The following is a 12,382-nucleotide window of genomic DNA, read 5'->3' on the forward strand; positions in this document are numbered from 1 at the left end:
TATTCCCCTATTCGTCACCGCGTGACGAATACAGTCACCAGCGGTTTCTTGCCCCAGGCTTCGTTGGCGGCGCCACGTACGGCACGGCGTACCGCCTCCTGCACCAGATCGAGATCTTTTCGGCGCTGACGGGGGATGGAGTCCACCGCGCCGATTGCCGCATCGATCATCAGGTCCTCCAGCGTGTCGCCCCTGGCGTCGGCCTCGGCGACGCCGATTGCGACGAGATCGGGATCGCCGGCGAGCTCATACTTCTCGTCCAGCACCACATTGACCGCGACATGGCCGGCAAAGGACAGTTTGCGACGGTCGCGAATGCCCATCGCCTGGTCGGTGCCGATCAACCTGCCGTCCTTGTAGATGCGGCCGAACGGCACCTGGTCGATGATCGTGGCAGGCCCGGGAGCAAGCCGCAGCATGTCGCCGTCGCGCACCTGCGCCACCTGGCCGATGCCCGACGTCGACATCAGCGAGCCCTGGGCCACCAGATGCGCGGCCTCGCCATGCACTGGAACGCCGATCTGCGGCCGTACCCATTCATACATCTTGCGCAATTCGCTGCGCCGCGGGTGGCCGGAGACATGCACCAGCGCATCGCCGTCCTCGATGATCTTGATGCCGAGATCGACGAGGCGGTTCTTGATTTCGAGGATCGCCTTCTCGTTGCCGGGAATGGTGCGCGAGGAAAACACCACCGTGTCGCCGGTCGTCAGCGACACCGACTTCATCTCGTCGCGCGACAGCTTGGCCAACGCCGCCAGCGGCTCGCCCTGGCTGCCGGTGCAGATGACGACCAGGTTTTCGCGCGGAATGAAGCCGAAATCCTCCTCGGCTATGAACTCCGGCAGACCGTCCATGTAGCCGAGTTCGCCGGCGACATCGATGACGCGCTTCAGCGAACGGCCGAGCACCAGGCACTGACGGCCGGCATCGCGCGCCGCCTTGGCGATGGAAACGATACGGCCGACATTGGACGAGAAGGTGGTAACGGCGACGCGGCCCTTGGCGGCCTGGATAACCCCTTTCAGCCCCTCGCCGACCGCGACTTCCGATGGCGATTCGCCTTCGCGCATAGCATTGGTCGAATCGCAGACCAGCGCCAGAACGCCCTTGTCGCCATAGGCGCGGAACCGTGCTTCGTCGGTCTTGGGTCCGATCGTCGGCGCCGGGTCGATCTTCCAGTCGCCGGTGTGGATGACGGTGCCTGCCGGCGAGGTGATGGCCAGCGACATCGGTTCGGGAATCGAATGCGCGACCGGGATCGCCTCGATTTCGAACGGACCGACGGTGAATTTTTCGCCCGCGCGGTAGATGGTCAGCGGGATCTTCGGCGCGCCCTGCTCGCCCTGGCGCTTGGCTTCCAGCAGCCCGGCGCTGAACGGCGTCATCCACACCGGCGCCTTGAGCCTCGGCCAGATATCCAGCAGCGCGCCATAGTGGTCCTCATGCGCGTGGGTGATCACGATACCGCGCAAATTGGCGATGTTCTCTTCGATGAAGCGCGTGTCGGGCAGGATCAGGTCGACGCCCGGATGCGCCGCGTCGGGAAAGGTGACGCCGACGTCGATGACGATCCATTCGCGCGCGCTCGGCGGACCATAGCCGTAGAGAGCGAAGTTCATACCGATCTCGCCGACGCCGCCCAGCGGCACGAAGACGAGTTCGGCGTTTTCCGCTTTCGCCATGATTTTTTCCTTCCTGGCCCTCAGGCCAAGCCATTGAAGCAATTCCGGGAAAAGTCTGTAACGGTTTTCCGTCTGGAATTGCGCAAAAACAAAACTATACCCGGGCGGATGCGACCGCGCCGAAATGCACATCGCCGGCGGCGATCGTCAAAACCGAGCCCTCATCGTCGCGGATCACGAAACGGCAGTCCTCGTCAATGGTCTCGAACACCCCGCGCACCACATTACCGTCAATTCTGACAGCAACCTCGCCGCCAAGCCCTGCCGCGCGTGCCAGCCAGCGCCGCCTGACGGCGGCAAGTCCGCGCCCGTCGTCCCACAGGCGGGCATTCTCGCTCCAGGCATCCGACAGAGCCAGGAACAGCGTTTCGGCATCGCATGCCGCACCCAATGCGTGAAGCGACGTCGCGGGATACGGCAAATCCTCAGGGTATGCCACAACATTGACGCCGATGCCGACCGCCACCGCGAAACGGCCGCCGTCCAGCATGGCCGATTCCAGCAGAATGCCGGCAAGCTTGGCGCCGGAGGCGAGCACGTCGTTCGGCCATTTCAGCTCGAAACGGTTCTTGCCTTCATTGCCGCCGTCGAGGCCGATGGCGATCCGGCCCGCCGGCACCACGGCATCGAGCGCATCGGCCAGCGCCAGGCCGGCGACGAAACCGAGCGTCGCGGCGAGTCGAAGCTCGCCCCCGGTGAGGACGAGCAGCGTCGCCGCCAGATTTCCCTCGGGTGTCGCCCAGACGCGGCCGCGCCGCCCGCGCCCGCTTTCCTGTTTCTTGGAAACGACCCACAATCTGCCGGGGTCGCCGGCCCGGGCGTGATCCAGCGCCAGCGCATTGGTGGAGCCGACGCTGTCATGCGCCTCCAGCCGGAATCCTTCCGACGCCGAGGTTGGAGCCAGCCGAAATGCCATCCCGTCAGAAGAATGTCTTGGCGGCGGCTTCGGCATAGGTGCCGATCGGACCGCCGATCAGCACATAGAACAGCACGAAAGCGCCGGAGACACCGAGTACGAGGCGCAATTCACTGGCCATCGGCACGAAGCCGCCGACCGGTTCGTCGAACCACATGATCTTGATGATGCGCAGGTAATAATAGGCGCCCACTACCGAGGCCAGCACGCCGATGATCGCCAGCGCGTAGAGGTTGGCATTGATGGCGGCGAGAAAGACGTACCACTTCCCCCAGAAGCCGGCGAGCGGCGGGATGCCGGCCAGCGAGAACATCAGGATGGTCAGGATCGTCGCCATGATCGGGTTGGTCGAGGACAGGCCTGCCAGGTCGCTGATCTGCTCGACATTGCCTTCCTTGCGCCGCATGGCGAGAATGAAGGCGAAGGTGCCGAGCGTCATCACCAGATAGATCAGCATGTAGATCGCGACGCCGCGCACGCCGGCCTGGCTGTTGGCGGCAAGGCCAACCAGCGCGTAGCCCATGTGGCCGATCGAGGAGTAGGCCATCAGGCGCTTGATGTTGGTCTGGCCGATCGCCGCGAAAGAGCCGAGCGCCATCGAGGCGATGGAGATGAAGACGATGATCTGCTGCCAGTCGGAAGCGATCGGCTTGAACGCGCCCATGGTGACGCGCACGATCAGCGCCATAGCCGCCATTTTGGGTGCCGCCGCCAGGAAAGCCGTCACCGGTGTCGGCGCACCCTCATAGACGTCGGGCGTCCACATGTGGAACGGCACCGCCGAGATCTTGAAGGCGAGGCCGGCCAGCACGAAGACCAGGCCGAAGACGAGGCCAAGCTGGCGCTCTCCGCCGCCCAGCGCCGTCGCGATCTCCTGGAACCCGGTGTTGCCGGTATAACCATAGACCAGGCTGATGCCATAGAGCAGCATGCCCGACGACAGCGCGCCGAGGACGAAGTACTTCAGGCCCGCCTCGGTCGAGCGCAGGTTCTCGCGGTTGATCGCGCACAAGACATAGATCGCCAGCGACTGAAGCTCGAGGCCGAGATAGAGCCCGATCATGCCGTTGGCGGAGATCATCAGCATCATGCCGAGCGTGCACAGAAGGATCAGCACCGGATATTCGAACTTGTCGAACCGCTCCGCCCTGGCGAAGCGCATCGACATGATCAGCGTCACCGCCGAGCCCACCAGCGCCAGCAGCTTCATGAAGCGGGCAAAGGAATCCTGGATGAAGGCATTGCCGTAGGCACTGCCCTGCCCGGTGGAAAAGATCAGCCAGGCGCCCGATATCACCAGCACGGCGACGGCAAGGCCGGTTACGGTGTTGGCGGTGTTGGCGCGCGAATAGGCCCCGACCATCAGCAGCGCGAGCGCGCCGATGGCAAGGATCAGCTCGGGCGTCGAGAGCGACAGGCTGGAGAGAAGGTCCGGCGTCATGGTTCGCAAAACCCCTGGGTCAGTTCGCCGCCGCGGTCTGCGCGGCGCCGATGGATGCGGTGACATTGGTGACGAGCGACTTGACCGACTGGGCCGTCGCGTCGAAGACGGGAGCGGGATAGACGCCGAAGAAGATGACCAGCACAACCAGCGGATAGATGATCGCCTTCTCGCGTGTCGACAGGTCGAGCAGGCCCTTGAGGCTGTCCTTGGTCAGCGCGCCGAAGATCACCCGGCGGTAGAGCCAAAGCGCGTAGGCGGCCGACAGGATGACGCCGGTGGCAGCGAAGAACGCCACCCAGGTATTGACCCGGAACACGCCGAGCATGGTCAGGAACTCGCCGACGAAGCCTGACGTGCCCGGCAGGCCGACATTGGCCATGGTGAAGATCAGGAACACGGTGGCGTATTTCGGCATGTTGTTGACCAGGCCGCCATAGGCGGCGATCTCACGCGTGTGCATGCGGTCATAGATGACGCCGACGCACAGGAACAGCGCGCCCGAGACCAGGCCGTGGCTGAGCATCTGGAAGATCGCGCCCTGCACGCCTTCCTGGTTCATGGCGAAGATGCCCATGGTCACGAAGCCCATATGGGCGACCGACGAATAGGCGATCAGCTTCTTCATATCCTCCTGCATCAGCGCCACCAGCGAGGTGTAGATGATGGCGACGACCGAAAGTGCGAAGACCAGCGGCGCGAACATCTCGGACGCCAGCGGGAACATCGGCAAGGAGAACCGCAGGAAGCCGTATCCGCCCATCTTCAGCAGAATGGCGGCCAGGATCACCGAACCGGCTGTCGGCGCCTCGACATGCGCATCCGGCAGCCAGGTATGCACCGGCCACATCGGCATCTTCACCGCGAACGAAGCGAAGAAGGCGAGCCACAGCCATGTCTGCATGTTGGCGGGGAAATTGTGCGTCAACAGCGTCGGGATATCGGTCGTGCCGGACTGGTAGAACATCGCCATGATGGCGAGCAGCATCAGCACCGAGCCGGCGAGCGTGTAGAGGAAGAACTTGAACGAGGCATAGACGCGCCGCTTGCCGCCCCAGACGCCAATGATGATGAACATCGGGATCAGGCCGGCTTCGAAGAAGACGTAGAACAGCACGATGTCGAGCGCGCAGAACACGCCGATCATCAGCGTCTCGAGCAGCAGGAAGGCGATCATGTAGGCCTTGACGCGCTTTTCGATCGCTTCCCACGACGCCAGGATGCAGAGCGGCATCAGGAATGTCGTCAGGATGACGAACAGCATCGAAATGCCGTCCACGCCCATATGGTAGGAGATGCCGGAATCGAGCCAGGCGACCTTCTCGACGAACTGGAAGCCGGCTTGCGAATTGTCGAAGCCGGTCCAGATGAACAGCGAGATGATGAAGGTGAACGTCGTCGTCAGCAGCGCGATGGCGCGGATGTTGCGGCGTGCGTTTTCGCTGTCGTCGTTGATGAACAGGATGAGCAGCACACCAACCAGCGGCAGGAAGGTGACCAGCGAGAGAATTGGCCAGGCGGTCATCAGAGCATCATCCAGGTGACGAATGCGGCAACGCCGATCAGCATGGCGAAGGCATAGTGATAGAGATAGCCGGTCTGCAACTTGACGACGCGGTTGGTGACATCGACGACGCGTGCCGAAATGCCGTCAGGCCCGAGACCATCGATGACGGTGCCGTCGCCGGTCTTCCACAGGAAGGAACCGAGGCGTTTGGCCGGCCGCACAAAGAGGAAGTCATAGAGCTCGTCGAAATACCATTTGTTGAGCAGGAAGGCATAGAGCCCGCGATGCTGGGCGGCCAGATTGACCGGCATTTCCGGCGAGCGGATGTAGAACTTCCACGCCAGCGCCAGGCCGATCAGCATGGCGATGAACGGCGACAGCTCGACCCATAGCGGCAGTTCGTGAATGTCGTGCAGGATGTGATTGTCCGGCAGTGTGAACAGCGACGCCTTCCAGAATTCGGCATAGCCTTCGCCAATGAAGGCACCGTGGAAGATGATGCCGGCAAACAGCGCGCCCGCCGCCAGCACGAACAGCGGCACCAGCATCACCGGCGGCGATTCATGGACATGGTGCATCACCTCATGGCTCGCCCGCGGCCTGCCGTGGAAGGTCATGAAGATCAGCCGCCAGGAATAGAAGGAGGTGAAGCCGGCGGCGATCACCAGCAGCAGGAAGGCGAGGCCCGCCACGGAATTATGCCCGGCAAAGGCCGTCTCGATGATGGCATCCTTGGAGAAGAACCCGGCGGTGCCGATAACGGTGACCGGAATGCCGACGCCGGTCAGCGCCAGGGTGCCGATTACCATCATCCAGTAGGTCGTCGGGATCAGCGTCCTCAGGCCGCCCATCTTGCGCATGTCCTGCTCGTCGGAAACCGCATGGATGACCGAGCCCGAGCCGAGGAACAGCAGCGCCTTGAAGAAGGCATGCGTGAACAGGTGGAAGATCGCCGCGCCATAGGCGCCCACGCCAAGCGCCACGAACATGTAGCCAAGTTGCGAGCAGGTCGAATAGGCGATGACGCGCTTGATGTCGTTCTGGACGAGGCCGACGGTCGCCGCGAAGAAAGCGGTGAAGGCGCCGATGAAGGTCACCACCGTCAGCGCCGAATGCGACAGCTCGAACAGCGGCGACAGCCGCGCCAGCATGAACACGCCGGCCGTCACCATGGTGGCGGCATGGATGAGCGCCGAGACCGGCGTCGGACCTTCCATGGCGTCCGGCAGCCAGGTGTGCAGCGGCACCTGCGCCGACTTGCCCATGGCGCCCATGAACAGCAGCAGGCAGACGATCGTCATCGCCGCCTGCTTGTCCAGCGCATGGCCGAGGAAGGTCAGCACCGCAGCACCTTGCGGGGCGCCTTCAGCCGGGATGAACGTCGCCGCATTGGCGAAGATGGTGCCGAGATTGACCGAGCCGAACAGCACGAACACGCCGAAGATGCCGAGCGCGAAGCCGAAATCGCCGACGCGGTTGACGACGAAGGCCTTGATGGCCGCGGCGTTGGCCGAGGGCTTCTTGTACCAGAAGCCGATCAGCAGGTAGGACGCCAGGCCCACCCCTTCCCAACCGAAGAACATCTGCACGAGGTTGTCGGCCGTCACCAGCATCAGCATGGCGAAGGTGAACAGCGACAGATAGGCGAAGAAACGCGGCCGGTTCGGATCGTGGTGCATGTAGCCGATCGAGTAGATATGGACCAGCGCCGACACGGTGTTGACCACCACCAGCATGACCACCGTCAGAGTGTCGATCCTGAGCGCCCAGGACGCCTCCAGTCCGCCGGACTGGATCCAGCGCAGCACCGGCACGGTGAACACCTCGCCATGGCCGAAGCCGACGGTGAAGAAAGCAACCCACGACAGCACCGCCGCGATCACCAGGAAGCCGGAGGTGATGTATTCGGACGCCTTGGCGCCGAGCGACGTGCCGAACAGGCCGACGATCAGGAAGCCGAGCAGCGGAAGGAAGACGATGGCCTGGTACATGGTGGTTCCGTCAACCCTTCATCATGTTCACGTCTTCGACCGCGATCGAGCCGCGGTTGCGGAAGAAGACGACGAGAATGGCAAGTCCGATGGCGGCCTCCGCCGCTGCGACCGTCAGCACGAACAGCGCGAACACCTGGCCGACGAGGTCGCCGAGAGCCGCCGAAAAGGCGACGAAATTGATGTTGACCGCAAGCAGGATCAACTCGACCGACATCAGGATGACGATCACGTTCTTACGGTTCAGGAAGATGCCGAACACGCCGAGCGTGAAAAGGATCGCCGATACGGTCAGATAATGTGCGATGCCGACGACCATCTCAGACTCCTTCGCCCGACTTGACCTTGCGGATTTCCATGCCCGTCGCCGCCGTGCGGGCGACCTGGGCTGCGATCGACTGCCGCTTGACCCCTTCCTTGTGGCGCAGCGTCAAAACGATGGCGCCGATCATGGCCACCAGCAGCACGAGGCCCGAGATCTGGAAGTAGTAGAGGTAGTCCGTATAGAGGATGTCGCCGAGCGCTGCCGTATTCGAGCGTGCCGCGAGATCGGGAATCGGCTTCGATACCGTCGAGGCGAGCTGCGGCGCGAATGTATAGCCGCCGAGCACCACGATCAGTTCCGCCGCCAGGATCAGTCCGACCAGCGCGCCGATCGGCGCATATTGCAGGGCGCCCTCCTTCATCTCGGCGAAGTCGACGTCGAGCATCATGACGACGAACAGGAACAGCACCATGACAGCGCCGACATAGACGACGAGCAGGATCATCGCCAGGAACTCGGCGCCCGTCAGCATGAACAGGCCGGCGGCGTTGAAGAAGGTCAGGATCAGGAACAGCACCGAATGCACGGGGTTGCGCGACGAAATGACCATGAACGCCGACGCCACGGCGACAAAGGCGAAGAGGTAGAAAAAGGCCGCCTCTAGTCCACTCAGCATTGGGGTTCCCCGGGTTCCTGTCCAAACAGGACGTTCGTCCTGTTTGTTGTCTGTGGCTTCGTTCCGCCTCCGGTGCGAAGCCGCGTTGTCCTAGCCCATGTTCCAACCGGGTTGAAAGACCCGGCGCAAAGAAACATGGGCAACTCTGAAGTCCTGAGGGATGACCTTGCCTGAAATGCTTCGGGTCATCCCCGGACAGGGCCCTCGCCCCTGTCCATGCGATATCAGCGGTACGGTGCGTCCAGCGAGATGTTGCGCGCCAGTTCGCGCTCCCACCGGTCGCCATTCGCCAGCAGCCTATCCTTGTCGTAGTAGAGTTCCTCGCGCGTCTCGGTCGCGAATTCGAAATTCGGCCCCTCGACGATGGCGTCGACCGGGCAGGCTTCCTGGCAGAAGCCGCAATAGATGCATTTCACCATGTCGATGTCGTAGCGCACCGTGCGGCGCGTGCCGTCGTTGCGGCGCGGGCCGGCCTCGATGGTGATGGCCTGCGCCGGGCAGATCGCCTCGCACAATTTGCAGGCTATGCAGCGTTCCTCGCCATTGGGATAACGGCGCAAGGCATGCTCGCCGCGGAAGCGCGGGCTCACCGGCCCTTTCTCGTGCGGATAATTGATCGTCTCCTTCGGCGCGAAGAACTGGCGCATCGACAAGAAGAAGGCGCTGACGAAATCCTTCAGCAGCAGCGATTTGGCGGCCTGGGACAGAGCGGACATCACGCAAACCCCGTGATCTTGAGGAAGGCGGCGGTCAGCACCACCATGAACAGCGAGATCGGCAGGAACACCTTCCAGCCAAGCCGCATGAGTTGGTCGTAGCGGTAACGCGGCACGAACGCTTTCACCATGGAGAACATGAAGAACATCAGGCAGATCTTGAGCACGAACCAGATCACCCCCGGCACCCAGGTGAAGGGCGCGAAGTCGAACGGCGGCAGCCAGCCGCCGAGGAACAGGATGGTGGCCAACGCGCACATCAGCACGACGGCGACGTATTCGCCGAGGAAGAACAGCAGGAACGGCGTCGACGAATATTCGACCATGTGGCCGGCGACCAGTTCCGATTCGGCTTCGACGAGGTCGAAAGGCGGGCGATTCGTCTCGGCTAGCGCCGAGATGAAGAAGATGACGAACATCGGCAACAGCGACAGCCAGTGCCAGTCGAGGAAGGTGTTGGGCAGGCCGAGCCTGGTGCCCAGCCCATCCTGCTGCGACAGCACGATGTCGGACAGGTTGAGCGAGCCGACGCAAAGCAGCACGGTGACGATGACGAAGCCGATCGAGACCTCGTAGGACACCATTTGTGCGGCCGAACGCAGCGCCCCGAGGAACGGATATTTCGAATTGGACGCCCAGCCGCCCATGATCACGCCATAAACCTCGAGCGAGGAGATGGCGAAGACATAGAGGATACCGACATTGACGTTGGCGACGGCCCAGCCCTGGCTGACCGGAATGACCGCCCAGGCCGAGATCGCCAGAACCGCCGATACCAACGGCGCCAAAAGGAACACGCCCTTGTTGGCGCCGGACGGGATCACCGGCTCCTTGAAGACGAACTTCAACAGATCGGCGAAAGCCTGCAGCGTCCCCCAGGGGCCGACGACGTTCGGGCCGCGGCGCAGTTGCACCGCCGCCCAGATCTTGCGGTCTGCATAGAGCAGGTAGGCGACGGCGATGAGAAGCACGACGATCAGTACGACCGACTTCAACACGATGATCAGCGCCGGCAGCACGTAAAAGGAGAAGAAGGTGTCCATGCTTATTCCGCCGCCTGCTTGAAGCCGCTCTTGGCAAGCGCCGAGCATTCCGCCATCACGGCAGAGGCCCGCGCAATCGGGTTGGTCAGGTAGAAGTCCTGCACCGGCGACGTGAACGTGCCCTTGTTCAGCCGTCCGCCAAGCTTCGCCACATTGGCGATATCCTCGGCATTGCCCGCAGCAACCTGGTCGATGCGGGCAAGATGCGGGTATTCGCCGTAGAGTTTAGCGCGCAGCTGCGGCAGCGAATCGAACGGCAACTTCTTGCCCAGTACATCCGACAATGCCCTGACGATGGCCCAATCCTCGCGCGCGTCGCCCGGCGCGAAGCCGGCGCGGTTGGTCTGCTGCACGCGCCCTTCCGTGTTGACATAGGTGCCCGACTTCTCGGTATAGGCAGCGCCCGGCAGGATGACGTTGGCGCGGTGCGCGCCGGCGTCGCCATGGGTACCGACATAGACCACGAAAGCGCCGCCGGTCTTTGCCATGTCGATCTCGTCGGCGCCCAGCAAGAACAGCACGTCCGTCTCGCCCAGCATGCCGGCGACGTTCCTGCCGCCCTCGCTCGGCACGAAGCCAAGGTCGAGGCCGCCGACGCGTCCAGCCGCATTGTGCAGCACGGCAAAGCCGTTCCAGTCCGCGCGCGCGGCGTTCACGGCCATGGCGAGCTTCGCTGCCTGGCCGAGCACCGCCGCGCCATCGGGGCGTGCCAGCGCGCCCTGGCCGACGATGATGAGCGGATGCGTGGCCTTCTTCAGCACCTGGAAGAACTTGCCATCGCCGTCGGCCAGATCCTTGAGCGATTCCGGTCCTGCGCCCAGCAGTTCGTAGTCATAGCGTGTATCCCCGACATCGCCGATGACGCCGACCGGCAGATTGCCGACCCGCCAGCGCTTGCGGATGCGGGCGTTGAGCACCGAGGCTTCGAAGCGCGGATTGGCGCCGATGATCAGCACCGCGTCCGCCTGTTCGATGCCTTCGATGGTGGGGTTGAAAATGTAGCTTGCCCGGCCAAGCGACGGGTCGAGCGCGGCGCCGTCCTGGCGGCAATCCATGTTCCTCGAACCGAGTGCGGCCATCAGGAGCTTCAGCGCGTAGATTTCCTCAACCGCGGCAAGATCGCCCGCTATGGCGCCGATCTTCTCGGGCGTAGTCTTCGACACGGCGTCCTTGATTGCCGCGAAGGCCTCGGCCCAGCTCGCCGGGGCCAGCTTACCGTCCTTGCGCACATAGGGCCGGTCGAGGCGCTGCGTGCGCAGGCCGTCCCAGATGAACCGGGTCTTGTCGGAGATCCATTCCTCGTTCACCGCCTCGTTGACGCGCGGCAGGATGCGCATCACCTCGCGGCCGCGGCTGTCGACGCGGATCGCCGAGCCGACGGCATCCATGACGTCGATGGATTCGGTCTTGGTCAGTTCCCACGGCCGTGCCTGGAAGGCGAAAGGCTTGGAGGTCAGCGCGCCGACGGGGCACAGGTCGATGACATTGCCCTGCAGCTCCGAGGTCATCGCCTGCTCGAGATAGGTGGTGATCTCGGCATCCTCGCCGCGGCCGATCAGGCCGAGTTCGGAAATGCCGGCAACCTCGGTGGTGAAGCGAACGCAGCGCGTGCAGTGGATGCAGCGGTTCATCACCGTCTTGACCAGCGGGCCGATATACTTGTCTTCGACCGCGCGCTTGTTCTCGTGATAGCGCGAGGAATCAACGCCGAAGGCCATCGCCTGGTCCTGCAGGTCGCATTCGCCGCCCTGGTCGCAGATCGGGCAATCCAGCGGATGGTTGATCAGCAGGAATTCCATCACGCCTTCCCTGGCCTTCTTGACCATCGGCGTGTTGGTGAAGATTTCCGGCGCTTCTCCGTTCGGACCGGGACGCAGGTCGCGCACGCCCATGGCGCAGGACGCTTGCGGCTTGGGCGGCCCGCCCTTCACCTCGATCAGGCACATGCGACAATTGCCGGCGATCGACAACCGCTCGTGGAAGCAGAAGCGCGGCACTTCCGCGCCCGCGTCCTCTGCCGCCTGCAGCAGCGTGTAATGGTCGGGTACAGTGATTTCTTTCCCGTCGACCTTGAGCTTTGCCATTCGCCTCAAACCTCTGCGGATTTCCCGCAATCTCATTTCCCGGGCGCGACAGACGCGG

10 protein-coding genes are annotated in these 12,382 nt (G+C 63.3%); all 10 read right to left on the reverse strand.

Translation table 11 applies throughout. The annotated features are described in order from the left end of the window. Window positions 1-14 precede the first annotated feature (14 nt). Window positions 15-1,685 (reverse strand): ribonuclease J, encoded by a 1,671-nt coding sequence (locus ACIU1A_RS13820; RefSeq protein ID WP_404927531.1) that lies wholly within the window; start codon window positions 1,683-1,685, stop codon window positions 15-17. Between the two features lie 94 nt (window positions 1,686-1,779). Continuing rightward, window positions 1,780-2,601, reverse strand: a complete 822-nt coding sequence (locus ACIU1A_RS13825; protein WP_140516406.1) for a biotin--[acetyl-CoA-carboxylase] ligase — start codon at window positions 2,599-2,601, stop codon at window positions 1,780-1,782. Between the two features lie 4 nt (window positions 2,602-2,605). Beyond that, on the reverse strand, window positions 2,606-4,042 hold the full coding sequence (nuoN, locus tag ACIU1A_RS13830) for an NADH-quinone oxidoreductase subunit NuoN (RefSeq protein ID WP_140495588.1): 1,437 nt from the start codon (window positions 4,040-4,042) through the stop codon (window positions 2,606-2,608). A gap of 19 nt (window positions 4,043-4,061) precedes the next feature. Then, window positions 4,062-5,567 carry an NADH-quinone oxidoreductase subunit M gene (locus ACIU1A_RS13835; RefSeq protein WP_140521140.1) on the reverse strand — a complete coding sequence of 502 codons (1,506 nt, stop codon included), beginning with the start codon at window positions 5,565-5,567 and terminating at the stop codon, window positions 4,062-4,064. Next, window positions 5,567-7,540, reverse strand: coding sequence for an NADH-quinone oxidoreductase subunit L (gene nuoL / locus ACIU1A_RS13840; RefSeq protein WP_404927532.1), 1,974 nt, complete (start codon window positions 7,538-7,540; stop codon window positions 5,567-5,569). The genes ACIU1A_RS13835 and nuoL overlap by 1 nt, the downstream gene beginning before the upstream one ends. Before the next feature lie 10 nt (window positions 7,541-7,550). After that, the gene (gene nuoK / locus ACIU1A_RS13845; RefSeq protein ID WP_019858930.1) at window positions 7,551-7,859 is read right to left on the reverse strand and encodes an NADH-quinone oxidoreductase subunit NuoK; all 309 of its coding nucleotides are present in this window, start codon (window positions 7,857-7,859) and stop codon (window positions 7,551-7,553) included. Between the two features lies 1 nt (window position 7,860). Next, window positions 7,861-8,481, reverse strand: a complete 621-nt coding sequence (locus ACIU1A_RS13850) for an NADH-quinone oxidoreductase subunit J (RefSeq protein ID WP_140495585.1) — start codon at window positions 8,479-8,481, stop codon at window positions 7,861-7,863. Between the two features lie 224 nt (window positions 8,482-8,705). Further along, window positions 8,706-9,197, reverse strand: coding sequence for an NADH-quinone oxidoreductase subunit NuoI (nuoI, locus tag ACIU1A_RS13855; RefSeq protein ID WP_140495584.1), 492 nt, complete (start codon window positions 9,195-9,197; stop codon window positions 8,706-8,708). Next, window positions 9,197-10,240: an NADH-quinone oxidoreductase subunit NuoH gene (nuoH, locus tag ACIU1A_RS13860; protein ID WP_140495583.1), complete on the reverse strand. Its 1,044-nt coding sequence runs from the start codon at window positions 10,238-10,240 to the stop codon at window positions 9,197-9,199. Before nuoH ends, nuoI begins: the two co-directional genes overlap by 1 nt. A 2-nt stretch (window positions 10,241-10,242) precedes the next feature. Further along, a complete protein-coding gene (nuoG, locus tag ACIU1A_RS13865) occupies window positions 10,243-12,324 on the reverse strand; it encodes an NADH-quinone oxidoreductase subunit NuoG (protein WP_404927533.1) in 2,082 nt (693 codons plus the stop codon). Between the last annotated feature and the right edge of the window lie 58 nt (window positions 12,325-12,382).

This window comes from Mesorhizobium maamorense, assembly GCF_044998965.1.
GTDB lineage: Bacteria > Pseudomonadota > Alphaproteobacteria > Rhizobiales > Rhizobiaceae > Mesorhizobium.